The following is a 25,797-nucleotide window of genomic DNA, read 5'->3' as shown; positions in this document are numbered from 1 at the left end:
CCCGCCGGATCAACGTTGGGGTGAGCATGTCGAGATATTTCGGGTCCGCGCTGACGGCAGCGGCCTTGCTGCTGAGCGCAATGTTCGGACCCGCTGCCGCGGGCTACCTCGACGAAAATCCAGACGAGGTCTTTGCGGCTGTCTACGAGCGCCTCGGTCCGCTACCGGTGCCGGCCGCCCGCGATCCCTTCATCTGGCTGCGTCTTCAGGAGCTGAAGCGTGAGCCCTGCGACCAGAAGAGCGTCGGCGATCTCGCCCTGATGCTCGACAAGCTCGGCTACCGCCGCCAGGCGGCGGAAGGCCTGTTCCGCTTCGTCAGGGAATGCGGCGCCCCGCTCACGGCGTTGCAACGCGCCGCCGACACCTACATGAAGCTGACCGACTATCCCAAAGCCGTCGAGGTCGCCGACGAGTATGTCCGCCGTGCCCCATCGAACCGGGAGGCGCATTATTTGCGCGCGACGGCGCTCGCCGGTGCAGGCGACCACCAGCGCGCACTTGCCGACTATTCGGACACGATTGAACTCTCGCCGGACAAGGCCCGGGTGGCCAGCCGTGTGTTCACGCAGATGGCCGAGGCCTATGCGGCGCTGAAGCGCTACTGTGAAGCGGTGGCGCCGATCAGCCTGTGGGTCTCGTTCGATCCGCGCGCCCGGGATACCAGCCAGACCCAGCGGATGATCGCCGACTACGAGCGCCAGGGCAATTGCGCTGCTTCGACCGACGCGCATCACGAGCGCTTTCCCCTGCGCGGACAGAAGAACGTCGTCGTGGTCAAGGCGGAGGTCAACGGCGTCAAGGGATCGTTCATCCTCGACACCGGCGCGAGCTACGTGTCGGTTCGCGCCGCCTTCGCCGAGCGGGCCAAGCTGCCTCAGAGTGGTGGCAGCGACATCACGCTGATCACGGCCAACGGAGAAACGAAGGCGCGGCTGTCCCGGGCGGACAAGATCAAGCTCAATTCGCTCCAGGCGACCGGGATTCCAGTCGCGGTTCAGGACGGCGAGCGGAAGGACTACGGCACCGGGATCGACGGCTTGCTGGGCATGAGCTTCCTCTCACGCTTCGACGTCCAGATCGCCGCCGACTTCGTCGAGGTTCGTCCCCGCCGGGTTCAGAAACCCTAGCGCAGCCCAGATTCGCTCCCGGGCAACGCGATCGGTCGTGGGCAATGGTCAGCGCCCATGTGCGGCATCCAGGGATGCCCGCGTCTCCCTTTTGCTTGTTGAACCTCGGGATCACCGGCCGCAACAAAACGGAAGGCTTCCCCTCCTCCCGTTCCGGTCCGTGCCGATGCGCCGTTGGCTGCTGCTGTACCTGCCTCTACTTGCCGCCCTGCTTGCGCAGCCAGCCTCCGCCCAGTCCCGTTCCCAGCTCGGGCCGCTCTGTACCACCGAGACGACGCCGGCGGATCAGATGATCGCGGCCTGCAACAAGATCATCGCGCTGAAAGTATTTTCCGGGGCCCAGCTGGCCACGATCTATTTCTGGCGCGCGGTCGGCTGGAACAAGAAAGGCGACTATGCGCACGTGATCGCCGATGCGGCCGAGGCGCTGCGGCTGCAGCCCGCCCAGGCCATCTACAATCTGCGCGGCTCCGCCTACTACGACAAAGGCGAGTATGAGATCGCGATCGCCGACTTCAATGACGCTCTCAAGAGCGGTCCGCCGAGCGGCACCATCTTCCACAACCGCGGCAATGCCTATCGCGGCACCGGTGACTACGCCAAGGCGATCGCCGACTATGACCAGGCCATCAGGCTGATGCCGAAGTCAGCACTGTCCTGGCAGAACCGCGGCATCTCCAAGGAGGCGCTCGGCGAGCTCGACGATGCGCTCACCGACATCAACGAGGCGATCCGGCTCGACCCCGCGCTGGCCTCGCCGTTCATCAACCGCAGCGTGATCTGGCGCGCCAAGGGCAACATCGAGCGCGCCATCGCCGACGGCTCCGAGGCGGTGCGGCTGGCGCAGAATCCGCCGGTCAACGTCATGACGCCGCCCGGGAGCGTCGTCATCGCGGCTCACGTGCATCGCGCGTTGGCGTACGAGGCCAAGGGCGAGTTCGATGCGGCCAAGGCGGATTATGCCGCGGCGCTGCAGCCGGTCGCGTCCGACGCCGGCAGCAGGGCCAACCAGGCCACCGCCAAAGTGCGGCTGTCGCTGCTGTCGGAGCCGGCCGTTCAACCGCGGCAGCGCGCGGATATGGCGGCGCCCTCCTCCGCAGAGCCGGTCGCAGTTGCGCAGGGACAGCGCATGGCGCTGGTCATCGGCAACGGCGCCTATGCGCATGTGCAGCCGCTGCCCAATCCGCCACGCGATGCACGCGCGATCGCCAGGAGCCTGCGCGAGATCGGCTTCACGGTGGTCGAAGGCATCGATCTCGACCGCGCAGCGATGCAGGCAACGACACGCGACTTCCTGCGCGAGGCGGCGCGGGCACAGGTCGCCGTGGTCTATTTTGCTGGGCATGGCGTGCAGATCGACGGACGCAACTATCTCGTACCCACCGACGTCGAACTGTCCACCGGCAGCGATGTCGTCACGGCCATGGTCGACATCGACCAGATCCTGGCCGGGCTGGACGATCAGATCCGCACCAACATTCTGATTCTCGATGCCTGCCGCAACAATCCGTTCGCTCTGCCCGAGGTCGCGCGCGCCGGTCCGGGCAGGAGCCTCAGCGCGAGCGGGCTCGCCGCACCGGCTGCGCTCGGCTCCGGCGCGACATCGGGCGCCGGCACGCTGATCGCGTTCGCGACTGCGCCCGGCAAGGTCGCGCTAGACGGCGAGGGCGACAACAGCCCGTTCTCGGCTGCGCTGTCGCGCCATATCGGCACGCCGGGACTCGAAGTGCAGCAGATGCTGACCCGGGTGCGCGCCGAGGTGGTCGCCAGCACGAAGAACAAGCAGGTGCCGTGGTCGAACTCGTCGCTGCTCGGCGAGGTCTATCTCGCGGCAAAATAGACCGGCGGCTTCTCGGCGCTGCGACAGCCGACCACGGCAGCCACCATCGAACCGGGATGCAGCATCCCCGAATCCTGATATCCTGATCGACCAACAGAGACGAAGCTCATCGTCGTCGGCATGCCGCGTCGCCGACACGATCCGCAGGCAACAATTTTCGTCTCGAAGGATGCAGGGGAGGCTCGCATGATCGGTCGTTTCGTTCTTGGATTTGGTTTCTCGCTGGCGATGGCCGCAAGCCCGGCGCTCGCCGACGACGTCAGTGGCGTCTGGCTACGCGAGAGCGGCGCGTCGAAAGTGAAGTTCGCGCCCTGCGGCGGCGCCATCTGCGGCACGCTGGTCTGGATCAAGGAAGGCACGGACACGCCGGCCAAAGTCGGCCAGCGGCTGTTCTCCGGCATGAAATCAACCGGACCCAACGCCTGGGCCGGCAGCTACAGCAATCCCGACGACGGCAAGACCTACGACGCCAAGATGTCGCTATCCGGCGGCACGCTCACGACCTCCGGCTGCGCCTTCGGCGGCGTGATCTGCCGCTCCTCGACCTGGACGCGGGCGAATTAGATCAGCGATCGCAACTTCGAGCTGATACTCAAATCGGCTTGGCTCCGTTTCGAAGTTCGTAACTGAACGTGCGGTAATTTGGCACGAACTTTGGAAACGGAGCGCAGACTTAGGGGATGGCAGGGAACACGCAGGTGCGGCTGGGCGTCGTGCTCTTCGCCGTGGTTGTCACGGCAGCCGCCTCATTCGCGCTTGGGCGCCGCGGAGCGGCGCCGTCCGGCGGGAACCATCGCGACATTCGTCAAATCGTCGTTAACTACACCGTAGCTCGCATCGATGATCCCATCATCGTGCTCGGCGACAGCATCGTCGAAGCCGCGACCTTGCCGCCCAGCGCCTGCGGCCATCCCATCGTCAACGCTGGTCTTGCTGGCGCGACGACAGGCAGCGACCTCTCTGGCTGGCTCAAGGGCGCACTCGGGACCAGACGGCCCTACGCCATCATCGTGTCGCTCGGCGTCAACGATGCGCTGACCTTTTCGCCGCCCGCCACCAGCGCCGCTTTCGCCGACCGCTACGAGGCGTTGTTGCACGACCTGTCGAAACTGACCGAACGACTCTTCATCCTCGAGTTTCCCCCGGTCGAGGCGCGCGGGCCCTTTACGCCGGCGATGGCGGAGACAGCGATGGCGGCAATCACCAGCTATCGCACAACTCTACCAAAAATTGCACAGAATACGAACGCAACTCTATTATCCTTGCCGCCTCTGGAGGCGCCATTCACGCTCGAGGGCATTCATCTGAATACGGCGGGCTATCGCTCCTGGGACAAGGCCATCCAGCGCGGCACGGAACTCGCCTGCGGCTGAGGCCGAAGTGCCTCCGCGTCGCGCTCTCTCCAAGCGAAAAGATTCCTTCATTTTCACTCAAGATAGAATGGGCAAGCGCCCTTCATCAAAGGTTGTTGAACCTTATGCTCACGCCCCAAACGTCGACAACGCCTGAGCCTCAGAAGCTGCTGGGATTGGAGGGATTGCGCTTTCTCGCAACCGTCGCGGTGCTGTTGTGGCACTATCAGCACTTTGCCTTCGTCGCCGACGCACCGGTCGGTCTCGTCAGAAGCGAGCTGCCGTTCTACCGCGCACTGTTTCCATTCTACGAGGCCGGTCAGAGCGGCGTCGTGATCTTCTGGTGCATCTCAGGCTTCATCTTCTTCTGGAAGTACAGCTCGGTCGTTGCGGACGGCAGGATGGACGGATGGACCTTCTTCGTCTATCGGCTGTCGCGGCTCTATCCGCTCCATTTCGCCACGTTGGTGCTGGTCGCAGTGCTGCAGGTCGTCTATGTTGCGGGCCATGGCTTCTTCTTCGTCTATCAGGACAACGACGTCTCCCACTTCGTCCCGCAGCTCTTCATGGCCAGCGACTGGCTGAAGGTCACCGGGGCAAGCTTCAACGGACCGATCTGGTCCGTCTCAGTCGAGATCCTGGTCTATGCGGCGTTCTTCCTGACGCTGCGCATCGTACCGGCGTCGCCGCTGCTCAACCTCGCGGTGATCCTGGCCGGGATCATGAGCGGCACGCTGGTCGGCAAATGCTTCGTTTTCTTCTACGCGGGCGGACTTGCCGCGATGGCCCGGCTGGCCGTCGCCAATTCTCCGTTTCGGCCGAAGCTGGAAGCGATAGCAGGGTGTGCTTCCCTGGCAGTGCCCGTGGCACTCTGGCTAGCCGACGTCGACCCCGGCGAACTCACCGGAGCCCTCCTGCTCGTCTACACGCCGATCCTGCTGTTCGTCTGCGCGCGCCACTTCGCTTTGCCCCAGCGCGTGGAGGACCTGCTGCAGGCCGCCGGCAACATGACCTATTCCTGCTATCTGCTGCACTTCCCGATTCAGCTCATGATCGCCCTCGCCTTTGCATGGCTGGAGCGGCCGATCCCCTACCGAGATCATCTGTTCTGGGTGGCTTTCGTGGTCTCGACCTTGGTCGCCGCGTATCTCACTTTTCGCTGGTTCGAAGCGCCGGCCCAGCGGTTGATCCGCAATACTCTGCTGCGCCGGCAGAACGCAGGGCAGACAAGTCCGGTTCCGCTTCGACAGAACTGATGTCAGCCGAGACGCCACGTCCTGGCATTCCGCTTCATCGAAGCAATTCTGCGCAGTCAGAGCACGAAAAAGCCGGACCAGGCATGGCCTGGTCCGGCTCGACGACCTCACCAACAAGCGGAGCCGAGTTGGGCTCCAACTACTTGCCCCAGATTTCCTCGGCGAGCTCGACGCAGAGGCGCAGCTTGGCCCACTGCTCTTCTTCGCTCAGGATGTTGCCTTCCTCGGTCGAGGCGAAGCCGCATTGCGGCGACAGCGCGAGCTGATCGAGCGGCGCGAACTTCGACGCCTCCTCCATGCGCCGCTTGATATCGTCCTTCTTCTCGAGCTCGCCAACCTTCGACGTGACGAGACCGACCACGACGACCTTGTTGCCCTTCGGCAGGAAGCGCAGCGGTTCGAACCCGCCGGCGCGCTCGCTGTCATATTCCAGGAAGTAGCCGTCATAGTTCGTGTTGGCGAGCATGGTCTCCGCGACCGGCTCGTAGCCGCCCGAGGAGATCCAGGTCGAGCGGAAATTGCCGCGGCAGACATGGGTGGTGATGGTCATGTCGGCCGGACGTTCGGCGATCGCGTAGTTGATGATGCGCGAATAGATCTGCTGCAGGCCATCCGGATTGTCGCCGCGCTCCCGGGCCTTCTGCAGCTCCTCCTGCGAGCACAGATAGGCCCAGACGGTGTCGTCGAACTGCAGATAGCGGCAGCCGGCGTCGTAGAACGCCTTCACGGCCTTGCGGTAGGTCTTGCCGAGATCCTCATAGAAGGCGTCGAGATCGGGATAGACGTCCTTGGAGATCGACTTGCGGCCGCCGCGGAAGTGCAGCACGGCGGGCGACGGGATCGTCATCTTCGCCGTCACATGTGCGGTGTCGGCGTGCTTCTTCAGGAAGCGGAAGTGATTGAGCATCGGATGATCGGCCGGGAAATCGAGCTTGTCGATCACACGCACCGCATCGTGGCGGGTCTGCACGCCGGTGAACTGAATGCCGGCGTCGGGATGGAACAGCTCGCAGCCGGTCAGCTTGGCGAGAAAATCGAAATGCCACCAGGAGCGGCGGAATTCACCGTCGGTCGCGAGCTTGAGGCCGGTCGAGGCCTGGCGGTGCACGACCTTCTCGATCTCCATGTCCTCGATCTTGCTGAGATCGTCGGCCGAAATCTCGCCCTTCTCGAGCCTGGCGCGGGCCTCCTTGATCTTCTGCGGGCGCAACAGACTGCCGACTTCATCGGCGCGGAACGGGGGCTTGGTGCGTTGCATCTGTTCACTCCTTGGAAGGGTCGATTCGTTGAGTAAGCTTGTTGGATCGGTCATGATCTGCCGTGGCGCGCTGTCCCGTGGTCAACTGCCGTTCAGGGCGCAGGCCAAGGTCCATCACCTACCTCGTATCCGGCCGGTATACAATTCTGTTCAGGTACGGTTTCCAAATCGCGAAATAGCCTGTTTTGCGACCGTCCGCCGGCATAACTGCGGGCGATCGCGTCAGCGTCCCGCGCCCTACAGGCGAGAACAGCGTTCATGCCTGATTCCTGCATACAGATGCAGTTAGGGTTTCCCCAGCCTCTCTCGGAACGGCCATCAAAACCGCATCCCTGGACGCGAGCATAACCGATCCTGCAACCAAAATGGCCGTTACAGAGCTCTCCTTCAAGCTTTTCAACCGGATCAGTGCGCCGCGGCGCTGGCCACGCCGAGATGCCGCTCCAGCGGCGCCGGATCCGCCTTCAAGGCGCTCGACGGCGCGTCATGCACGATGGTGCCGCGCTCCAGGATCACGACGCGATCGGCCAGCGCCAGCAGCTTCTGCGCATGCTGCTCGACGATGATGGAGCACAGCCCGCCGGCGCGGCTGATGGTGCCGATCGCGGCCAGCAGCTCCTCGACGATGATCGGTGCCAGCCCCTCGGTCGGCTCATCCAGCAGCAGCACCTTCGGATTGAGCGTCAGCGCGCGGCCGATTGCCAGCATCTGCTGCTCGCCGCCGGAGAGCTGGTTGCCGAAATTGTTGCGCCGTTCCTTCAGCCGCGGAAACATCTGGTAGACCCGCTCGACGGTCCACGGGCCGGGCTGCGCCACCGCGGTCATGTTCTCTTCGACCGTGAGCGAGCGGAAGATGTTGCGCTCCTGCGGCACCCAGCCGATGCCGCTCCGGGCGCGCTGGTCAGCGCGCAGGCTGGTGATGTCAGCGCCGGCCAGCGCGATCTTGCCGGAGAAGCGGCGGGTGACGCCGACGATGGAATTGATCAGCGTGGTCTTGCCGGTGCCGTTGCGGCCGAGCAGCGCCAGCACCTGGCCCTCCGGCAGGGCCAGCGACATGTTCGGCAGCACGACCGCCTGGCCGTAGCCGGCGCGGAGATTCTCGATTGTCAGCAGATCGGTCATCACGCGGCCTCGCCGAGATAGACCGCCTTCACCTGCGGATCGCGCGCGACCTCGTCAGGCGGCCCTTCCACCAGCAAAGCGCCGGAGACCAGGACCGAGATGCGGTCGGCGAAGGAGAAGACGAGGTCCATGTCGTGCTCGATCAGCAACACCGTGACGTCGCGCGGCAACGCGGCAACGGCGGCCAGAATATCCTTGCGCTCGCCCTCGGGCACGCCGGCGGCGGGCTCGTCCAGCAGCAGCACGCGCGGCTTGGCTGCGATCGCGACCGCGATCTCCAACAGGCGCTGCTTGCCATACGGCAAGGTCGAGGTGCGATCGTTCATGACATCGAGCAGGCGGAAGCGCTCCAGCGTCTCGGCGATCTCGGCATTGATGTCGTCGCGGGTGCCCATGCGCCGCCACCAGTTGCCGCCACCGCCGAGCCGCTCGGACACGGCAAGGCCGATGGTCTCCAGCGGGGTCAGATCCGGATAGAGCTGGTTGATCTGGAAGGTGCGCGACAGGCCGCGCAACACGCGCTTGTGCACCGGCAGATCGGTGATGTCCTGGCCCTCGAGCAGGATGCGCCCGGCGCTCGGCTCGAGCACGCCGGTCAGTTGGTTGATGACCGTGGTCTTACCGGCGCCGTTCGGCCCGATCAGCGCATGCCGTGCACCGGGCGCGATCTTGAGCGACAGATCGCGGGTGACGTGAAGGCCGCCGAAATGCTTGTCGAGACCGCGGGTTTCCAATGCGTAGGTCATGGCGCCTCGTTATCGGTGAGGGCCACCGCGGCCTTGCGGCCGGCGATCTGCTTCAGGATCAGGTTGGGCAGCCACAGTGCATAGGCGTGGATGCGATGGCGGCCGACCAGCACGATCACGACGAGCACGAGGCCGATCCAGAACATCCAGTATTGCGGCGTGATCCACTGGAACAGCTCCTGCAGCATCCGGAACACGGCGGCGCCGATCAAGCCGCCATAGAGATAGCCGGAGCCGCCGATGACCAGCATCAGCACGAGGTCGGCGGAACGTTCGAACGAGAACACGTCGAGCGAGGCCAGCGCCGTGGTCTGGGTGAACAGCGCGCCGGCAATGCCGGCATAGAACGCCGCGACGGTGTAGATCGCGATCAGACGCTTATTGACGGGAATGCCGACGGCGGCGGCGCGCAGCGGATTGTTCTTGATGGCGCGCAGCGACAGGCCGAACGGCGAATGCACGATGGTTCGCGCCAGCAGGAACAGCACGAACAGCACCGCGAGCGAATAGAAGAAACCGGTCCTGCCGAACATATCGAAAGCGAACACGCCGAAGATCGGCTGGATGTCGATGCCCTGCAGACCGTCGGTGCCGCCGGTGATGTTGGAGAAGCGCTCCGCCAAGGCTTCCATCAGGAGCGCGATACCAAGCGTCACCATCAGCCGCGTCAGGTCGACGCCGCGGATGACGAGGAAGCTGGTGGCGAAGCCGAGCACCATGGCGGCAAGGCCGCCGACGATCAGCGCCAGCACCGGCTCGTTGATGATGCCGTGGACCGACAACAGTCCGGCGCAATAGGCGCCGACGCCGAAGAAGGCGGCGTGGCCGAGCGAGACGATGCCAGCATAACCGAGGATCAGGTCGAGCGACATCGCAAACAGCGCCAGCCGCAGGATCTCGGTCATGATCAGATAGCGCGAGGGGAACGCCAGCCCGACCGCCAGCACGACGATCCAGAAGGCGAACTCGCTCCAGTGCCAACGGCCATGCTGCTTCGCGTGGAAGCCGACGTCGGTTTGTGCATTCGTCGTCATGCGATCCTCACCGCGTCGCCGTGCGACCGAACAGGCCGTTCGGACGCCAGATCAGGATCACGATCATGATGGTGTAGATGACGAAGGGACCGAGCTTCGGCACGTAGTATTTGCCGGCGACGTCGCCGATGCCGAGCAGCAGCGAGGCCAGGAACGGGCCGGTGATCGAGGACGAGCCGCCGACCGTGACCACGATCAAGAAGTAGATCATGAATTTCAGCGGGAAATATGGATCGAGGCCGAGGATCTCCGCGCTCAGCGCACCGCCGAGGCCGGCGAGCCCGCAGCCGAAGGCGAAGGTGAAAGCGAACACCTGGGGGACGTTGATGCCGAGCCCGCTCGCCGCGCGTGGGTCATCCACCGCGGCGCGCAGGCGGCTGCCGAACCGGGTCCTGGAGAGCACCAGTTGCAGCCCCACCGTGAGCAGGCCGCAGATCGCGATGATCATGAGACGGTAGCGGCCAACGCCGACGCCGAAGATGTCGAACTGGCCCTGCAGCACGTCCGGCAGCTTGATGAAGATGCGGGAGGATCCCATCACATAGTCGACCGCCGCGACCGACATGAAGACGAGTCCGATGGAGAACAGCACCTGGTCGAGATGGCTGCGCGCATACAGATGCTGGTACAGCGTGCGCTCCAGAGCCGCGCCGATGACGGCGCTCGCGACGAACGCGAGAGGCAGGGCGGCGAAGAACGGCCAGCCCATCCGATTGACGAGCACGGCGCAGACATAGCCGCCGGCCATGGCAAAGGCGCCATGGGCGAGATTGACGAAGTTCATCAGGCCGAGCGTCACGGCGAGCCCGCAGGCCAGCACGAACAGCAACATGCCGTAGGCAACGCCGTCGAACAGGTTGGTGAGGATGGCGGTCATGGCAGGTTGGTTCGGTCCCCGATCTCATCCCTTCGTCTGAAGGGCACGCATGTGATGCTTTGCTCGGTCTGTGCCTCCCCCGCTTGCGGGGGAGGTCGGATCGCATCGAAGATGCGATGCGGGTGGGGGACTTCCCTCCACACGAAGATTGTGCCGTGGGGGCGCCCCCACCCCAGCCTTCCCCCGCAAGCGGTGGGAGGGAGCGCACTGTCCGTGCGCCCAGCGCTGCTAAAGCAGCGTCACTTCTTCGCCTTGCCCGGATCCTTGACGGAATCGAAGGTCTGGAACTCGACGTTGTAGAGCTCGCCGTCGACCTTCTCGACCTTGCGGATGTAGACGTTCTGGACGATGTCGCGGGTCTCCGGATCGATCGAGATCGGGCCGCGCGGGCTTTCCCAGGCCATGCCCTTCATCGCCGCGAGCAGCGAATCGCCGTCGGTCTTGCCGTCGCTCTTCTTCAACGCCTCGTAGATCAGATGGATGCCGTCGTAGCCGCCGACCGCCATGAAGCCGGGGCGGCTGTTGAAGGCCTTCTTGTAGGCGGCGACGAACTCCTTTGTTCTTGGCCGAGGGATGCGCCGCCGAATAGATGTGCGCCGTCACGGCGCCGAGCACGGCGTCGCCCATGTCGTTGAGCAGGTCGTCGTCGGTGACGTCGCCCGGCCCGATCACCTTGATGCCGCTCTTGTCGAGCCCGCGCTCGGCATACTGCTTCATGAAGTTGCCGCCCTGGCCGGCGGGCACGAACACGAACATCGCATCCGGCTTGGAGTCCTTCATGCGCTGCAGGAACGGCGCGAAGTCCGGATTCGCCAGCGGGACCTTGATCTCCTCGACGATCTCGCCGCCACCGGCGGTGAAACGCTCCTTGAACGAGGCCAGCGCGTCGTTGCCCGGCGCGTAGTCGGAAGTCAGCGTCGCGACCTTCTTGATGCCGTTCTTGACCGCCCAGTCGCCGATGATGGTGGAGGATTGCGGCAGGGTGAAGCTGGTGCGCACGATGTAGGGCGACTTCTCGGTGATGACAGAGGTGCCGGCCGCCATCACGACTTCCGGGATCTTGCCCTGGGTGGCCAGCGGCGCGGCCGCGAACGCCGCCGGCGTCACGCCGAAGCCCGCGATCACATTGACCTTGTCGTTGACGATCAGCTCCTGCGCCAACCGCTTGGTATTGTCGGGCAGCGCGGCGTCGTCCTTGAGGATGACCTGGATCTTCTTGCCGGCGACGGTGTCACCGTTCTGCTGCATGTAGAGCTTGATCGCGTTGTCGATCTGCTTGCCGGTCGACGCCTGGCCGCCGGTCATCGGCACGATCAGGCCGATCTTGAACACGTCGTCGGCCCGCGCCGCACCGGACGCGAGCGCAACCGCGGCAAACGCCGCACTGGCGGCCAACGTCAGTGTCTTGTTTCGCACGAACATTGAAACTACCTCCCTGGTCGGTTCAGGACCGAAAGCCCCCGGCCATTGTTGTCTTAACCGTGCGATGTCGTTCACGATATCGCGCGCGCATCGCTGCGGACTTGGCAGGGTCTTGTCAATGGCGATCATGGGGGGCTTCGTGGACGATTGGTTTCCGAAATGGACCAGTGAAGCCGATTGAGGTATAAAGATACTCCGTCCGCGAATAGCCAAATTTTGCCAATTGATGGCAAGTCGTTAGGGTCCGGCCGCGGGTCGCCCGCAGCACGAAAGGTCCCCCCTCGATGCCGGCCAGTCGCCGAACCCAGATCAAGCTTGTTGTCGCGATGGTGCTGCTGGCGGTGGTCGCGCCGGCCCTGTCTGGCTGCTCGTCGATCAACGAAAAGGTCGGCGCCGGCATGGGCGATGTCATGCCGCAATGGGCAGGCGGCCTGCCGGCGGGTGCCCCGCCCCGGCCGGGCACCGTCGAGTACGACCGGTTCATGCAGGAGCGCGAGCGGCAGCGGCAGATGCCGGCCGCCGAGCGCGACAAGGAGACGCAGTCCAACGCCAACGCCCAGGCGACCGTCCCCGGCCGGTGACGGTCGGCGGCATCAATCCATGAAGACGACTGTCTTGCGCCCGTTGAGGATGACGCGATCCTCGAGGTGATAGCGGATGGCCCGCGCCAGCACGCGGCGCTCGATGTCGCGGCCCTTGCGCACGAGGTCGTCGGGCGTGTCGCGATGGCTGATGCGCTCGACGTCCTGGTCGATGATCGGGCCTTCGTCGAGATCGCGGGTGACGTAGTGGGCGGTGGCGCCGATCAGCTTGACGCCGCGCTCATAAGCCTGGTGATAGGGCTTGGCGCCCTTGAAGCCCGGCAGGAACGAATGGTGGATGTTGATGCAGCGGCCCGACAGGCTCGCCGACATCTCGTCCGACAGGATCTGCATGTAGCGCGCGAGCACGACCAGATCGGTCTTGGTGTCGTCGACCAGCTTCAGGATCGCCTGCTCCTGGTCGCGCTTGGTGTCCCTGGTGACCGGCATGTGGTGAAACGGGATGTCGCCGAAATCGAGACCCGCATAGGTCTCGCGCGGATGATTGGAGACGATCGCGGTCGGGATCATCGACAGGTCGCGGGTGCGCCAGCGATAGAGGATGTCGACCAGGCAATGGTCGAACTTCGAGACCAGCAGCATCACCCGGCGCTGGCCGGCGCGATCGCGCATCTGCCAGTCCATCGCGAAGCGGTCGGCGATTGCGGTGAAGCCGGTCTGCAACGCCGGCAGGTTGACGGCGAGATCGGCGGCCGTGAACACCACGCGCATGAAGAAGTGCCCCGTCTCGAAATCACCGAACTGCTGGGCGTCGAGAATGTTCTGGCCATTGTGGGCGAGAAAGGTGGAGACGGCCGAAACGATCCCGGGACGATCCGGGCAGGACAGGGTCAGGACGTATTGGTGGTCGGACATGGCGATGAGATAACCGGCGGGATGATGATGAAGCGTGCAGCGGGGTTGAGCCGCCGTTGTCGCGCCCTGCTCTATCACCCCCGGCACCCTTGCGCCAACGCTCCAAAAGGCGTCAGGATGAACAAACCGTGGTTGATTTCGCTCGAGCACCATCATGGCTGACAGACTCGCCGGCACCCGCATCCTGATCCTGGAAACGCGCGAGGAAGCGCAATTTTCGCGGCTGCTCGCGGAGCAAGGCGCCGACGTGCTGCAGTGTCCGATGTTCACGATCCAGGATGCGCCGGACCCGGCGCCGATCGAGGCGTGGATCCGCCGGTCCATCGCCGCGCCGTTCGACGACCTGGTCCTGATGACCGGCGAGGGCCTGCGACGGCTGATGACGGTGGTACGACGAATCGGCGTCGAAACCGAGTTCATCGCCGCGCTCGGAAAGGCCCGCAAGTTCACCCGCGGTCCGAAGCCGGGACGCGCGTTGCGCGAGCTCGGGCTCGAGCCGCAGATCACCACCGAGAAGCCGACCTCCGACGGCGTCGCCGAGCTGCTGGCGCGGTACGACCTCAAGGGCCACCGGCTGGGCCTGCAGCTCTATCCCGACAAGGATCACACAGCGCTGATCGGTGCGATCAAGGCTGGTGGTGCCGAGGTCGCCCCCGTGCTGCCCTATGTCTATGACGCCAAGGCGGCGGATGCGAACATCCTCACCGCCATCGACGAGATGACGGCAGGCAAGGTCGATGCGATCGCGCTGACGAGCTCCGGCCAGCCGCGGCGATTGTTCGACGTTGCCAAGGCCCACGGCGTGGAAGAGCGGCTGCGGCAGGGGTTGGCGCGCACGCCGATCGCCTCGGTTGGCCCCGTCGTCACCGAAGATCTCGCAGCTCATGGGCTCACGCCGTCGATCACGCCGGCAGGCGAGGCCTATTTCATGAAGCCGCTGATCTCCGCCATGATGACCACGCTGGGCGGGAAGACGCCCCGGGCGGGGCCTCACTAAAGATGTCGTCCCGATCTTGACCCGGGCCCCATAGCCACCAACCGTGATGAGGCAGGTAACTACCAGCCCCGTTCCCCGATAGCGTCCGCGCTATGGGTCCCGGCCCAAGGCCGGGACGACAGCGGAGTGTCAGGCGGCGGCCTGCCCCGTCTCCTGTAGGAACGCGCGATACGCGCGGGCGATGCCGTCCTCCAATGAGGTCGTCGCGCGCCAGCCGAGCTTTGCCAGACGCGACACGTCGAGCAGCTTGCGTGGCGTGCCATCAGGCCGTGAGGGATCGAAGCCGATCCGCCCCTGATAGCCCACGGCGGCGGCGACCACACGGGCGAAATCGGCGATTGTGATGTCCTCGCCGGTGCCGATGTTGACCAGTTCGTGATCCGAATAGGTCTTCATCAGGTGCACGCAGGCATCCGCCATGTCGTCGACATAGAGGAATTCGCGCCGCGGCGTGCCGGTGCCCCAGACCACGACCTCGGGCGCATCGGCGAGCTTGGCCTCGTGGAAGCGCCGGATCAGCGCCGCGACGACGTGGCTGTATTCGGGATGATAGTTGTCACCGGGGCCATAGAGATTGGTCGGCATCACGTTGATGAAGTCGGCGCCATACTGGCTGCGATAGGCCTCGACCATCTTGATGCCCGCGATCTTGGCGATCGCATAAGGTTCGTTGGTCGGCTCCAGCGGCCCGGTGAGCATCGAATCCTCGCGCAATGGCTGGGCGGCGAGCTTCGGATAGATGCAGGAGGAGCCGAGAAACATCAGCTTCTCGGCGCCGTTCACATGCGAAGCGTGGATGAGGTTCGTGGCGATGGCGATGTTGTCGTAGATGAATTCGGCGCGCAGCGTGTTGTTGGCGACGATGCCGCCCACCTTCGCCGCGGCCAGGAAAACCACCTGCGGCTTCGCCGAAGCGAACCACGCAAACACCGCCGCCTGATCGCGCAGATCGACTTCGCTGCGCGACGCCGTCACGAGCTCGACGCCCTCCCGCGCCAGGCGCCGCACCAACGCGCCGCCCACCATGCCGCGATGGCCGGCGACGAAGACGCGCTTACCCGCGAGATCAAAGCTTGACGCCACAGGGCAACTCCTCACGTGTCTCATCAATTCGGTCGTACAGCAGATCTAGTCTCCATAGCAGCGCAGGCGGTCGAGATCGAGCACGGTGACCCCGCCATATTCCACGCGCAGCAGGCCCTCGCGCTCCAGCGTTTTCAGGCACTGATTGGCGTTCTGCCGCGACAGCCCCGACAAGGCGCCGATCTCCTCCTGGGTGATCTCCAAGTGACGGGTCGTATTCGGGTAGAGGATCGGGTTGAACAGCGAGGCGATGCTGCGGGCGAGCCGCGCCGTTGCGTCCAGCGTCCGGCCGACCTCGACGAGGCCTATGAACTGGCCAAGCCGCTCGTTGAGCTGGGTGACCAGAAAGCGGTTGAAGCCGACGCTGTTCTCGAACAGCCACATGAAAGTCGGCCGCTCCATCAGCGCGACCCTGATGTCGCGCAGCGCCACCACGTCGTAGCGGCGCGGCTCATTCTTCAGCACGCTGCCCTCGCCGAACCAGGCACCCGCCGACATGCCGGCGAAGGTCGTCGCCTTGCCGCCGCGCGAGACCGTGCTCATGCGCGCGAGACCGGTGACGATGCCGGTCCAATAGTCGAACTGGTCGCCGCGCAAGAAGATGTGCTCGTTGGCCGCGAAGGAGCGCTCGACGATCCCCGCAGAGGCCGCGTCGACCTCCTCGGGCTTGAGATGGCGCGACCAGGGCGCAACACGCAGCAGGGTATCGGGAGAGATCAAACCGTCATCTCGTCACTTCGAATCTCGCGGGCGACCATATTGCATCGCAACAATCCCGTGGTGAATTTTGCCTGGGAATTGTCAGGCGCAAGACAGTTCCTGATAGCGCTTTCCCCTATCGAGGACCACCGCATTCGAGCTGGGCATCCCCAGCGCCGATGCAGCCGACCGGTCTGCGATGCGGCAAAATGACCGATCGCCCGGCCCGTCATTCGTCGGATGGCGCGGAACCGGCGAGCGGGATAGGATCGCGGCGATGCGACGAGGCTTCGTCGCGACACGATGCTTGAAGAGCGCGCCAAGCGCCGACAAGGACTTCGGGAGGACGACTTGGACTATACGTTGGAAGCGCGCGGAGTCTCGCTGCGTTTCGGTGGGGTGCGAGCCCTGACCGACGTCAGCTTCGGCGTGCGCGAGGGCGAGCTGTTCTCTATCATCGGCCCGAACGGCGCCGGCAAGACCTCGATCGTCAACTGCATCTCCGGCCGCTACAAGCCGACCGAGGGCCGCCTGTTCCATCGCGGCCGCGACATCACCGGCCTGCCCCCGAACGCGCGCGCCAACATCGGCATCGGCCGCACCTTCCAGAACCTCGCGCTGTTCCACCACATGAGCGTGCTCGACAACATCATGGTCGGCCGCCACCACCTGCTGAAGAACAACTTCCTGACCGGCTCGCTGTACTGGCTCACCGGCGCACGGCGCGAGGAGTTGAAGCACCGCGAGAAGGTCGAGCAGATCATCGACTTCCTCGACCTGCAATCGGTGCGCAAGGCGCCGGCCGGCACCCTCTCCTACGGCCTGCGCAAGCGCGTCGAGCTGGCCCGCGCGATGGCGCTCGAGCCGCATCTCATTCTCCTCGACGAGCCGATGGCCGGCATGAATTTCGAAGAGAAGGAGGACATGGCCCGCTACATCGTCGACCTCAACGAGGAATACGGCATGACGGTCGTCATGATCGAGCACGATATGGGCGTGGTCATGGACATCTCCCACCGCGTCATGGTGCTCGATTTCGGCCGCAAGATCGCAGAGGGCGATCCCGCAGCCGTGCTCGCCGACCCCCACGTCAAGCGCGCCTATCTCGGCGAGGAGGACGAGTTGCTGGTCGATCCCGACGAGGCGCCGTCCATCGCGGAGGACGCGGCATGATGGACTATGCGGGTCGCGTCAGACAGGCCGACACCTATCCGAAGCTGCTGCGGCTGAATGCGCAAGAACACGGCCGCGAGATTGCGCTGCGCGAGAAGGATCTTGGTCTCTGGCGCACCTTCACCTGGGCGGACTACCAGACCCGGGTGCGCGACTTCGCGCTCGGCATGGTCGAGCTCGGGCTCGGCAAGGACGACGTGATCGGCATCATCGGCGACAACCGGCCAGACTGGGTCGCGGCAGAAATCGCCGCCCATGCGATCCGGGCCTTTAGCCTCGGTCTCTACCGCGACGTGCTCGACGACGAAGCCGCCTATCTCTTGAACTATGGCGAGGCGCGGCTGGTGTTCGCCGAGGACGAGGAGCAGGTCGACAAGCTCCTGAACCTCGCCGAGCGGGTGCCGGCGCTCAAGCACATCGTCTATTCCGATCCGCGCGGCATGCGGAAATATGATGATCGCCGGCTGCTGCCGGCTGATAAGCTCGCCGAGATGGGCCGCGCCCGTGCCGCGCGCGAGCCTGATCTGTACGACCGGATGGTCGATGCGACCGTAGGTGACGACGTCGCCATTCTCTGCACCACCTCGGGCACCACCTCGCACCCCAAGCTCGCGATGCTGTCGGCCGGGCGCGTGCTGAAGCATTGCGCTACCTATCTCGCCTTCGATCCGAAGGGACCTGAGGACGAATACGTCTCGGTGCTGCCGCTGCCCTGGATCATGGAGCAGGTCTACGTGCTCGGCAAAGGTCTGCTCTGCCGGATGAAGGTCAACTTCGTCGAAGAGCCGGATACGATGATGAACGATTTCCGCGAGGTCGCGCCGACCTTCGTGCTGTTCGCACCAAGGGTGTGGGAGCAGATCGCGGCCGACGTCCGCGCCGCCGTCATGGACGCTTCGCCGCTCAAGCAGCGGCTGTATCATCTGGGCATGACCACCGGCCTTGCCGCGCTGGAGAAGGGTCAGCATTCCGGCCTTGCCGATATGCTGCTGTTTCGCGCGTTGCGCGACCGGCTCGGCTTCACGCGGCTGCGCTCGGCCGCGACCGGCGGCGCGGCGCTCGGGCCCGACACCTTCAAGTTCTTCCGCGCCATGGGCGTGCCGCTGCGGACATTGTACGGCCAGACGGAGCTGCTCGGCGCCTACACGCTGCATCCCCAAGACAAGGTCGATCCTGATACCACCGGGGTGCCGATGGCCGACGACATCGAGATCAGGATCGACCAGCCCGACAGCCAGGGCATCGGCGAGATCCTGGTGCGCCATCCCAACATGTTCTTAGGGTACTACAAGGCACCGGAAGCCTCGACCGCCGATATCAAGGACGGCTGGATGCATTCGGGCGACGCCGGCTATTTCAACGGCGAGAAGCAACTCGTCGTCATCGACCGTATCAAGGACCTCGCCGAGACCGCGCGCGGCGAGCGCTTCTCGCCGCAATATATCGAGAACAAGCTGAAGTTCTCGCCCTATATCGCTGAGGCCGTCGTACTCGGCGCCGGTCGCGAGCATCTCGCCGCGATGATCTGCATCCGCTACTCCATCATCTCGAAATGGGCGGAGAAGAACCGCATCGCCTTCACGACCTATTCCGACCTCGCCTCGCGCAACGAGGTCTACGCACTGCTGCAGAAGGAGGTCGAGACCGTCAATGCGCACCTGCCGCCGGCGCAACGCATCGCCCGCTTCCTCCTGCTCTACAAGGAGCTCGACGCCGACGACGGCGAGCTGACCCGCACCCGCAAGGTCCGCCGCAGCGTCATCAACGAGAAATACGCCGATATCATCAATGGAATCTATGGCGGCAAGCCGGCGATCCCCGTCGACGCCGTGATCCGTTTCCAGGACGGCACCACCCAACGCATCCGCACCACGCTCAAGGTGGTGGATCTGGGCGGGCATGGCGGCATGGCGGAGGCCGCGGAATGATGACGAGCGTTCGCATCAGTCCTGCTTCTGCTCGCGCCATCAGGGGCGTTTCGGTGTCGAACACCTCCTGCGCGGAGAGCCCCCCTCACCCGGATTGCATCTTCGATGCAATCCGACCTCTCCCCGCAAGCGGGGAGAGGTTAGCGTCCCGATGGTCTCCGCAGGCCGACATGACTTTTCGGCTAGACCTCGGTGGCAGCCGCGGCGTTTGCCTCTCCCCGCTTGCGGGGAGAGGCCGGAGCGCGTCAGCGCTCCGGGTGAGGGGGGGCCTCCGCAAGGGCGGTGGCAATCGTCTGGAGAACACCGTCCAAGTTGCCGAGCACGTCGTTGTTCCAGAATCGCAAAACCCTGTAGTTGTGCGCCCTCAACCAAGTGTCCCGCGCAACGTCAGTCTGGCTATCAGCGTGCTGCCCACCGTCGACTTCGACAATCAGTCGACGATCCCGGCAAACAAAGTCGACCGTGTAGAGTCCTATCGGCTCTTGTCGAACAAATTTGTACCCGTGAAGCCTTCGGCCACGGAGATGATACCAGATCGCGGCCTCCGCGTCGGTCGAGTTTCCCCGCAATCGTCTCGCGCGCTTCGTCTTGACCTCATTACCAGGGCGCATGTGGATGGTCCCGATCACCCGGATTGCATCTTCGATGCAATCCGACCTCTCCCCGCAGGCGAGGAGAGGTTAGCACCTCGCGCACCATCATGAACACCTCCTTCCTGCTCCAGCTCCTGGTCAACGGCCTCGTGGTCGGCACGCTCTACGGCGTGGTCGCGATGTCGTTCGTGCTGATCTACAAGGCGACGCAGGTCGTCAATTTCGCGCAAGGCGAGCTGCTGCTGATCGGCGCCTGGGTGTGCTGGCTGCTGCTGACCAAATACCAGGTACCGTTCTGGGTCGGCATGCCGCTGACACTCGTCTTCATGTTCGCGTTCGGCATCGCGGTGCAGGTCGTCATCCTCCGGCCGATGGTCGGCGAGCCGATCATTTCCGTGATCATGGTGACGATCGGGCTGTCGACCGTGTTCCAGGCGGCGCTGAAGTGGATGTTCGGGGTCAACCCGCAGCCGTTCCCGCCGGTGTTCGCGAGCACGGCGGTCGATCTGTTCGGGCTGCAGATCCAGACCGTCTACGTCATGAGCCTCGTTGTCTCGGTGCTGATGATGCTGGGCATGGCCTGGTTCTTCAAGGCCTCCAAATATGGCCTCGCCATGCGGGCCACCGCCTTCAACCAGCAGGTCGCACAATCGCTCGGCATCTCCGTGAAGAACGTGTTCGCGATGGCCTGGGCGATCTCGGCGACGGTCTCCGCCGTGGCCGGCGTCGTCGTCGCTGTAGTCAACGGCGTGTCGTCGGGCCTGTCGGCCTACGGCATCAAGGTGTTCCCGGCGGCGATCCTCGGCGGCCTCGACTCGGTCGGCGGCGCCGTGCTCGGCGGCATCATCATCGGGCTCCTGGAGAACGTCGCCCAATACGTCGACAGCCAATATTTGCACTGGGGCAATCTCTACGAGATCGCGCCGTTCTACGTCTTGATCATCATCCTGATGATCAAGCCCTACGGCCTGTTCGGCACCAAAGACATCGAGCGGATCTAAAATCATGGTTGCACGCTCTACGATCCCCGCCGGTGACTTCCGCACCTCCTACGCGGCCGACACCACGATCTTCCCGACCAGGACCAGCCGCAATTTCGCGATCGCCGGGGCGATCCTCTTGTGCTTCGCGCCGCAGGTGTTCTCCGAGTACTGGCTGTCGGTCTCGATCCAGATCGGCATCTTCGCGATCGCAGCGCTCGGCCTCAACATCCTGGTCGGCTTCACCGGCCAGATCTCGATTGGGCAAGCCGGCTTCTTCCTGCTCGGCGCCTTCACTTCGGCCTATATCAACAACGCCTACGCGATTCCTGTGTTCTTCGCGATCCCGCTCGCGGGCGTGATCACGGCGCTGGTCGGGCTGGTCTTCGGCCTTCCGGCGGCGCGGCTGAAGGGGCTGTATCTCGTCATCGCCACGCTCGCCGCGCAATACATCCTCCTCGACTTCTTCTCCCGCGCCGAGTGGTTCTCCGGCGGCTCAGTGCCGGCTTCCGCCAATCCGTTCTCAATCTTCGGTTACACGTTGCGCGGCGACCGGCAATATTTCTACGTCGTGTTGGCCTATGTGCTGGTCTGCTATCTCTTGGTTACCAACCTGATGCGCACCCGCGACGGCCGCGCGCTGATCGCGATCCGCGACCATTATCTCTCCGCCGAGATCATGGGCATCAACCTGACCAAGTACCGGACGCTGTCGTTCGGGCTGGCCGCCTTCTTCGCCGGCATCGCCGGCGCGCTCTATGCGCATTACCAGCTGGTGATCTCGCAGGAAGGTTTCGGCATCGAGCGCTCCATCCTGTTCCTGGCGATGATCATCATCGGCGGCACCGGCTCGATCATGGGCACCTTGATGGGGACCGCCTTCGTGGTCCTGCTGCCAGAAGCCATGGAGTGGCTCAGTCATTTTCTCAAGGGCGGCGCGATCGACAAGGCGCTCGCGCTCAACAACAACATCACGTTCCTGCGCGAGATCGCGATCGGCCTGATCATCATCGCTTTCCTGATGTTCGAGCCGGACGGCCTCGCGCATCGCTGGCGCCAGATCAAGACCTACTGGAAGCTCTATCCGTTCTCACATTGATTCCAACCAACAGGGACCGGCGACAATCCGGCCCGGACGCACCACAGGAGGAAGCACTATGACGATCAAATCATGGCTCGGCTCGGCGGCACTGACGCTATTGGCGGGCGCATTCGCCTCTTCGGCCCAGGCGCAGCAGATCGCGATCGGCCATCTGCAGGATCTCTCGGGCGGCACGTCCGACGTCGGCACGCCCTATGGCCAGGGCGTCGCGGACACCTTCGCCTGGGTCAACAAGAACGGCGGCATCGGCGGCAAGCAGCTCGCGGTCGACAGCAACGACTATGGCTACCAGGTACCGCGCGCGATCGCGCTGTACAAGAAGTGGTCGGCGCCGGACAACAAGGTCGCCGCGATCATGGGCTGGGGCACGGCGGACACCGAGGCGCTGACCGGCTTCCTCGCCAATGACAAGATCCCGGACATGTCCGGCTCGTACGCCGCCGCGCTGACCGATCCGGAAGGAGCCAGCGGCAAGGCCAAGCCCGCGCCCTACAACTTCTTCTATGGCCCGAGCTACTCCGACGCGCTGCGCGCCGAGCTGACCTGGGCGGCCGAGGACTGGAAGGCCAAGGGCAAGCCGGGCAAGCCGAAATTCGTCCACATGGGCGCCAACCACCCCTACCCCAACGCACCGAAGGCGGCGGGCGAAGCGCTCGCCACCGAGCTCGGCTTCGAGGTGCTGCCGCCGCTGGTGTTCGCGCTCGCGCCCGGAGACTACAGCGCGCAGTGCCTGAGCCTGAAGAGCTCCGGCGCCAACTACGCGTATCTCGGTAACACCGCAGCCTCGAACATCTCCGTGATGAAGGCCTGCAAGAATGCCGGCGTCGAGGTGCAGTTCCTGTCCAACGTCTGGGGCATGGACGAGAACGCCGCGAAGACCGCGGGAGATGCCGCCGATGGCGTGATCTTTCCGCTGCGCACGGCGGTGGGCTGGGGCGGCGATGCGCCGGGCATGAAGACGGTCATGGAGATCTCCAAGATGTCCGATCCCACCGGCAAGGTTTATCGCCCGGTGCACTATGTCGCCGCGGTCTGCTCGTCGCTCTACATGAAGGAGGCGATCGAGTGGGCGGCCAAGAACGGCGGTGCCACCGGCGAGAACGTCGCCAAGGGATTCCACCAGAAGAAGGACTGGGTGCCCGCGGGCATGGAGGGCGTCTGCAGCCCGTCGACATGGACCGAGAAGGACCACCGCGGCACCATGAAGGTCGACCTCTATCGCGCCAAGGTCACCGGCGCGACCGATGGCGACCTCAACGACATCATGGCCAAGGGCACCATCAAGCTCGAGAAGGTCAAGACCATCGAGCTGCCGCGCAAAGCGGAATGGGCCGGGTGGTAAGCTGATGAGCTGCTGCTGAGCCAGACCAGCGGCAGCTGCACACGATCGTCATCCCCCGCGCAGGCGGGGGATCCAGTACGCCGCGGCCTCTCGATCGAGCATCGGTGTCTCTGGAATACTGGGTCCCCCGCCTTCGCGGGGGACGACAGTGAGGTGAACGGACATGGTTGAGACCCTCGACAAGCCCAATGCAAATGCGACCGCGAGCGCAGCCCCGTTGCTCTCCGTCCGCAACATCGAGGTCGTCTATGACGACGTCATTCTCGTGCTGCGCGGGCTCAGTCTCGACGTGCCCAAGGGCGCCATCGTCGCGCTGCTCGGGGCCAACGGCGCCGGCAAGTCGACGACGTTGAAAGCGATCTCGGGCCTGCTCAAGACAGAGGATGGCGAAGTCACGCGCGGCGAGATCATGTTTGACGGCGCGCGCATCGACGGCATCGATCCGGAGAAGATCGTCCGCCGCGGCATCTTCCAGGTCATGGAGGGCCGCCGCATCGTATCCGACATGACGTCGCTGGAAAACCTCAAGCTCGGCGCGTTCACCCGGAGCGATCGCGAGGTCAACAGCGACATCGAGATGGTGTTCAACTATTTCCCGCGCCTGAAGGAGCGCACGGGCCTCGCCGGCTATCTCTCCGGCGGCGAGCAGCAGATGCTGGCGATCGGGCGCGCGCTGATGGCGCGGCCGAAGATGATCCTGATGGACGAGCCGTCGATGGGCCTGTCGCCGCTGCTCGTGAAGGAAGTCTTCGCGATCATCAAGGAGATCAACCGCGATCTCGGCGTCACCATCCTGCTGGTCGAGCAGAACGCGCGCGCGGCGCTGTCGGTGGCGAGCCACGGCTACATCATGGAGCAGGGCAAGGTGGTGCTCGACGGCAGCGCGGACAGCTTGCGCGACAATGAGGACGTCAAGGAGTTCTACCTCGGCGGCGCCGGCGACCAGCGCAAGAGCTTCAAGAACCTGAAGAGCTTCAAGCGCCGCAAGCGGTGGCTGTAGCCGATATGTCTCCTCGTCATGGCCGGGCTTGACCCGGCCATCCACGCACGAGCCGCAACGACGAACGACGTGGATGCCCGGGACAAGCCCGGGGCATGACGACCGCAAGATTCAAGGACTGGGTACGATGACCCACTACGACGCCCTCGAGACCCGCGATCCCGCCCTCCGCGAGCAGGACCTGTTCAGCCGCCTGCCGGATGTGCTGCGCGCGGCGATGACAGCGCCGGCCTACGCCGCGCTGCTGCAGGGCATCAATCCCGCCGACATCACGACCCGTGCCGCGCTGGCGCAGCTGCCGGTGCTGCGCAAATCCGAGCTCCCCGCCCTGCACAAGGCGGCACCGCCGTTCGGCGGCTTCGTCGCGCAGGCGCCGGGCGCGTTCTCGCGTCTGTTCACCTCGCCCGGCCCGATCTTCGAGCCGGAGGCCGCGCACAACGATCCGTGGCGCGGTGCCCGCGCGCTGTTCGCGTCGGGCTTCCGCCCCCGCGATGTCGTGCTCAACACCTTCAGTTATCATCTGACGCCGGGTGGCTTCATCTTCGACGCCTCGGCGCGCGCGCTCGGCTGCGCGGTGATCCCCGCGGGACCTGGGAATACCGAGGCGCAGTTCGAGCTGATCGAGGCCTACCGGCCGATCGGCTACAGCGGCACGCCCGACTTCCTCAAGATCCTGCTCGACGGCGCCGCCAGCGCCGGCCGCGACGTCTCCTCGCTCAAGCGCGCGCTGGTGTCGGGCGCGGCGTTCCCGCCATCGCTGCAGGCCGAGATCAAGGCCCGCGGCATCGACGCCTACCAGGCATTCGGCACCGCCGATCTCGGAATCATCGCCTACGAGACGGGCGCACGTGAGGGCATGGTGGTCAACGAGGACCTGATCTTCGAGATCGTCCGCCCCGGCACCGGCGATCCGGTCGCGGCAGGCGACGTCGGCGAGATCGTCGTCACATCACTCGATCCTGACCATGCCTGGATCCGGCTCGCGCTCGGCGACCTCACCGCCGCCCTGCCCGGCATCAGCGCCTGCGGCCGCACCAACATGCGCATCAAGGGCTGGATGGGGCGCGCCGACCAGACCACCAAGGTCAAGGGGATGTTTGTCCGCCCAGAGCAGGTTGCAGAGATCGGCAAGCGCCATCCGGAGCTCGGCCGTCTTCGCCTGGTCGTCAGCCGCGCCGGCGAGACCGATGCGATGACGTTGAAGGCGGAATGTGTCGATGCGACCGACGGCCTGCAGGAGGCCCTCGCCGCCAGCCTGCGCAACGTCACCAAGCTCGGCGGCACGATCGAGCTGGTCGCGCCGGGCACACTGCCCAACGACGGCAAGGTGATCGCCGACGAGCGATGAGCCCGCGCAATGTTCCCGTGAGAGCCCTCGTGAGAGGAAGCCCTGCACTGGCGGCATGAGC

The 25,797-nt window shown here is 64.8% G+C and carries 23 protein-coding genes and 1 pseudogene; 14 read left to right on the top strand and 10 right to left on the bottom strand.

Annotation, left to right across the window (positions count from 1 at the left end; translation table 11 throughout):
- Positions 1-26 precede the first annotated feature (26 nt).
- The 5 genes from S58_RS12030 to S58_RS12010 all read left to right on the top strand — a co-directional run bounded on the left by S58_RS12030 (position 27) and on the right by S58_RS12010 (position 5,575).
- Positions 27-1,127: a retropepsin-like aspartic protease gene (locus tag S58_RS12030; RefSeq protein WP_244440749.1), complete on the top strand. Its 1,101-nt coding sequence runs from the start codon at positions 27-29 to the stop codon at positions 1,125-1,127.
- A gap of 166 nt (positions 1,128-1,293) precedes the next feature.
- Positions 1,294-2,967 (top strand): caspase family protein, encoded by a 1,674-nt coding sequence (locus tag S58_RS12025; RefSeq protein ID WP_042339276.1) that lies wholly within the window; start codon positions 1,294-1,296, stop codon positions 2,965-2,967.
- 186 nt (positions 2,968-3,153) lie between these two features.
- Positions 3,154-3,531, top strand: a complete 378-nt coding sequence (locus S58_RS12020) for a DUF2147 domain-containing protein (protein ID WP_015665579.1) — start codon at positions 3,154-3,156, stop codon at positions 3,529-3,531.
- 116 nt (positions 3,532-3,647) lie between these two features.
- Positions 3,648-4,340: an SGNH/GDSL hydrolase family protein gene (locus tag S58_RS12015; RefSeq protein WP_015665578.1), complete on the top strand. Its 693-nt coding sequence runs from the start codon at positions 3,648-3,650 to the stop codon at positions 4,338-4,340.
- Between the two features lie 164 nt (positions 4,341-4,504).
- Positions 4,505-5,575 (top strand): acyltransferase family protein, encoded by a 1,071-nt coding sequence (locus S58_RS12010; RefSeq protein ID WP_244440748.1) that lies wholly within the window; start codon positions 4,505-4,507, stop codon positions 5,573-5,575.
- A 139-nt stretch (positions 5,576-5,714) separates the two neighbouring features.
- Here S58_RS12010 and S58_RS12005 read toward each other — a convergent pair whose 3' ends face one another.
- The 6 genes and pseudogenes from S58_RS12005 to S58_RS11980 all read right to left on the bottom strand — a co-directional run bounded on the left by S58_RS12005 (position 5,715) and on the right by S58_RS11980 (position 12,034).
- On the bottom strand, positions 5,715-6,833 hold the full coding sequence (locus tag S58_RS12005) for a cobalamin-independent methionine synthase II family protein (RefSeq protein WP_015665576.1): 1,119 nt from the start codon (positions 6,831-6,833) through the stop codon (positions 5,715-5,717).
- A gap of 405 nt (positions 6,834-7,238) precedes the next feature.
- Complete coding sequence (locus S58_RS12000; protein WP_015665575.1) at positions 7,239-7,955, bottom strand: ABC transporter ATP-binding protein; 717 nt, start codon at positions 7,953-7,955, stop codon at positions 7,239-7,241.
- The gene (locus tag S58_RS11995) at positions 7,955-8,701 is read right to left on the bottom strand and encodes an ABC transporter ATP-binding protein (protein WP_015665574.1); all 747 of its coding nucleotides are present in this window, start codon (positions 8,699-8,701) and stop codon (positions 7,955-7,957) included. The genes S58_RS12000 and S58_RS11995 overlap by 1 nt, the downstream gene beginning before the upstream one ends.
- Positions 8,698-9,735, bottom strand: coding sequence for a branched-chain amino acid ABC transporter permease (locus S58_RS11990; RefSeq protein WP_015665573.1), 1,038 nt, complete (start codon positions 9,733-9,735; stop codon positions 8,698-8,700). The genes S58_RS11995 and S58_RS11990 overlap by 4 nt, the downstream gene beginning before the upstream one ends.
- Before the next feature lie 7 nt (positions 9,736-9,742).
- Entirely contained in the window at positions 9,743-10,612 is an 870-nt protein-coding gene (locus S58_RS11985; RefSeq protein WP_015665572.1) for a branched-chain amino acid ABC transporter permease, read from the bottom strand.
- Positions 10,613-10,851: 239 nt separating this feature from the next.
- Positions 10,852-12,034 (bottom strand): annotated as a pseudogene (locus S58_RS11980) (ABC transporter substrate-binding protein).
- Positions 12,035-12,318: 284 nt separating this feature from the next.
- Here S58_RS11980 and S58_RS38975 point away from each other — a divergent pair.
- Positions 12,319-12,615 carry a hypothetical protein gene (locus S58_RS38975; protein ID WP_015665570.1) on the top strand — a complete coding sequence of 99 codons (297 nt, stop codon included), beginning with the start codon at positions 12,319-12,321 and terminating at the stop codon, positions 12,613-12,615.
- A 12-nt stretch (positions 12,616-12,627) separates the two neighbouring features.
- Here the strand turns inward: S58_RS38975 and purU are convergent, their stop codons facing one another.
- A complete protein-coding gene (gene purU, locus S58_RS11970) occupies positions 12,628-13,491 on the bottom strand; it encodes a formyltetrahydrofolate deformylase (RefSeq protein WP_015665569.1) in 864 nt (287 codons plus the stop codon).
- Between the two features lie 154 nt (positions 13,492-13,645).
- Here purU and S58_RS11965 point away from each other — a divergent pair, with 154 nt between their 5' ends.
- Positions 13,646-14,488 carry a uroporphyrinogen-III synthase gene (locus tag S58_RS11965; RefSeq protein ID WP_015665568.1) on the top strand — a complete coding sequence of 281 codons (843 nt, stop codon included), beginning with the start codon at positions 13,646-13,648 and terminating at the stop codon, positions 14,486-14,488.
- Positions 14,489-14,617: 129 nt separating this feature from the next.
- On the opposite strand, the gene fcl is transcribed toward S58_RS11965, so the two are convergent.
- Entirely contained in the window at positions 14,618-15,595 is a 978-nt protein-coding gene (fcl, locus tag S58_RS11960; RefSeq protein WP_083938574.1) for a GDP-L-fucose synthase, read from the bottom strand.
- A gap of 21 nt (positions 15,596-15,616) precedes the next feature.
- Positions 15,617-16,291 carry a Crp/Fnr family transcriptional regulator gene (locus S58_RS11955; RefSeq protein ID WP_015665566.1) on the bottom strand — a complete coding sequence of 225 codons (675 nt, stop codon included), beginning with the start codon at positions 16,289-16,291 and terminating at the stop codon, positions 15,617-15,619.
- 282 nt (positions 16,292-16,573) lie between these two features.
- On the opposite strand from S58_RS11955, the gene S58_RS11950 reads away from it, so the two are divergent.
- Positions 16,574-17,443 carry an ABC transporter ATP-binding protein gene (locus S58_RS11950; RefSeq protein WP_042339271.1) on the top strand — a complete coding sequence of 290 codons (870 nt, stop codon included), beginning with the start codon at positions 16,574-16,576 and terminating at the stop codon, positions 17,441-17,443.
- Positions 17,440-19,371 carry a long-chain fatty acid--CoA ligase gene (locus S58_RS11945; RefSeq protein ID WP_015665564.1) on the top strand — a complete coding sequence of 644 codons (1,932 nt, stop codon included), beginning with the start codon at positions 17,440-17,442 and terminating at the stop codon, positions 19,369-19,371. Before S58_RS11950 ends, S58_RS11945 begins: the two co-directional genes overlap by 4 nt.
- Before the next feature lie 245 nt (positions 19,372-19,616).
- Here S58_RS11945 and S58_RS11940 read toward each other — a convergent pair whose 3' ends face one another.
- Positions 19,617-19,982, bottom strand: a complete 366-nt coding sequence (locus S58_RS11940; RefSeq protein WP_042340707.1) for an endonuclease domain-containing protein — start codon at positions 19,980-19,982, stop codon at positions 19,617-19,619.
- Positions 19,983-20,071: 89 nt separating this feature from the next.
- Here S58_RS11940 and S58_RS11935 point away from each other — a divergent pair, with 89 nt between their 5' ends.
- The 5 genes from S58_RS11935 (at position 20,072) to S58_RS11915 (ending at position 25,736) form a co-directional block, all read left to right on the top strand.
- Entirely contained in the window at positions 20,072-20,965 is an 894-nt protein-coding gene (locus tag S58_RS11935; RefSeq protein WP_015665562.1) for a branched-chain amino acid ABC transporter permease, read from the top strand.
- Positions 20,966-20,969: 4 nt separating this feature from the next.
- Entirely contained in the window at positions 20,970-22,043 is a 1,074-nt protein-coding gene (locus S58_RS11930; protein ID WP_015665561.1) for a branched-chain amino acid ABC transporter permease, read from the top strand.
- A 58-nt stretch (positions 22,044-22,101) separates the two neighbouring features.
- On the top strand, positions 22,102-23,388 hold the full coding sequence (locus S58_RS11925; protein ID WP_015665560.1) for an ABC transporter substrate-binding protein: 1,287 nt from the start codon (positions 22,102-22,104) through the stop codon (positions 23,386-23,388).
- Between the two features lie 163 nt (positions 23,389-23,551).
- Positions 23,552-24,388 (top strand): ABC transporter ATP-binding protein, encoded by an 837-nt coding sequence (locus tag S58_RS11920; RefSeq protein WP_015665559.1) that lies wholly within the window; start codon positions 23,552-23,554, stop codon positions 24,386-24,388.
- A 127-nt stretch (positions 24,389-24,515) separates the two neighbouring features.
- Complete coding sequence (locus S58_RS11915; RefSeq protein WP_015665558.1) at positions 24,516-25,736, top strand: phenylacetate--CoA ligase family protein; 1,221 nt, start codon at positions 24,516-24,518, stop codon at positions 25,734-25,736.
- Positions 25,737-25,797: the final 61 nt, after the last annotated feature.

It is taken from the genome of Bradyrhizobium oligotrophicum S58 (assembly GCF_000344805.1).
Lineage (GTDB): Bacteria > Pseudomonadota > Alphaproteobacteria > Rhizobiales > Xanthobacteraceae > Bradyrhizobium > Bradyrhizobium oligotrophicum.
The sequence above is the reverse complement of the archived record's forward strand: the minus strand, read 5'-3'. Positions and strand labels throughout refer to the sequence as shown.

Bases quoted from the DNA above. Each gene is read 5' to 3' on its own strand.
- S58_RS11995 (WP_015665574.1), bottom strand. From the start codon at position 8,701: ATGACCTACGCATTGGAAACCCGCGGTCTCGACAAGCATTTCGGCGGC.
- purU (WP_015665569.1), bottom strand. From the start codon at position 13,491: ATGTCCGACCACCAATACGTCCTGACCCTGTCCTGCCCGGATCGTCCC.
- S58_RS11940 (WP_042340707.1), bottom strand. From the start codon at position 19,982: ATGCGCCCTGGTAATGAGGTCAAGACGAAGCGCGCGAGACGATTGCGG.
- S58_RS11935 (WP_015665562.1), top strand. From the start codon at position 20,072: ATGAACACCTCCTTCCTGCTCCAGCTCCTGGTCAACGGCCTCGTGGTC.
- S58_RS11930 (WP_015665561.1), top strand. From the start codon at position 20,970: ATGGTTGCACGCTCTACGATCCCCGCCGGTGACTTCCGCACCTCCTAC.
- fcl (WP_083938574.1), bottom strand. From the start codon at position 15,595: ATGAGACACGTGAGGAGTTGCCCTGTGGCGTCAAGCTTTGATCTCGCG.
- S58_RS11915 (WP_015665558.1), top strand. From the start codon at position 24,516: ATGACCCACTACGACGCCCTCGAGACCCGCGATCCCGCCCTCCGCGAG.
- S58_RS11965 (WP_015665568.1), top strand. From the start codon at position 13,646: ATGGCTGACAGACTCGCCGGCACCCGCATCCTGATCCTGGAAACGCGC.
- S58_RS11990 (WP_015665573.1), bottom strand. From the start codon at position 9,735: ATGACGACGAATGCACAAACCGACGTCGGCTTCCACGCGAAGCAGCAT.
- S58_RS11925 (WP_015665560.1), top strand. From the start codon at position 22,102: ATGACGATCAAATCATGGCTCGGCTCGGCGGCACTGACGCTATTGGCG.
- S58_RS38975 (WP_015665570.1), top strand. From the start codon at position 12,319: ATGCCGGCCAGTCGCCGAACCCAGATCAAGCTTGTTGTCGCGATGGTG.
- S58_RS12005 (WP_015665576.1), bottom strand. From the start codon at position 6,833: ATGCAACGCACCAAGCCCCCGTTCCGCGCCGATGAAGTCGGCAGTCTG.
- S58_RS12020 (WP_015665579.1), top strand. From the start codon at position 3,154: ATGATCGGTCGTTTCGTTCTTGGATTTGGTTTCTCGCTGGCGATGGCC.
- S58_RS11950 (WP_042339271.1), top strand. From the start codon at position 16,574: ATGCTTGAAGAGCGCGCCAAGCGCCGACAAGGACTTCGGGAGGACGAC.
- S58_RS12000 (WP_015665575.1), bottom strand. From the start codon at position 7,955: ATGACCGATCTGCTGACAATCGAGAATCTCCGCGCCGGCTACGGCCAG.
- S58_RS11985 (WP_015665572.1), bottom strand. From the start codon at position 10,612: ATGACCGCCATCCTCACCAACCTGTTCGACGGCGTTGCCTACGGCATG.
- S58_RS11945 (WP_015665564.1), top strand. From the start codon at position 17,440: ATGATGGACTATGCGGGTCGCGTCAGACAGGCCGACACCTATCCGAAG.
- S58_RS11920 (WP_015665559.1), top strand. From the start codon at position 23,552: ATGGTTGAGACCCTCGACAAGCCCAATGCAAATGCGACCGCGAGCGCA.
- S58_RS12030 (WP_244440749.1), top strand. From the start codon at position 27: ATGTCGAGATATTTCGGGTCCGCGCTGACGGCAGCGGCCTTGCTGCTG.
- S58_RS12015 (WP_015665578.1), top strand. From the start codon at position 3,648: ATGGCAGGGAACACGCAGGTGCGGCTGGGCGTCGTGCTCTTCGCCGTG.
- S58_RS12025 (WP_042339276.1), top strand. From the start codon at position 1,294: ATGCGCCGTTGGCTGCTGCTGTACCTGCCTCTACTTGCCGCCCTGCTT.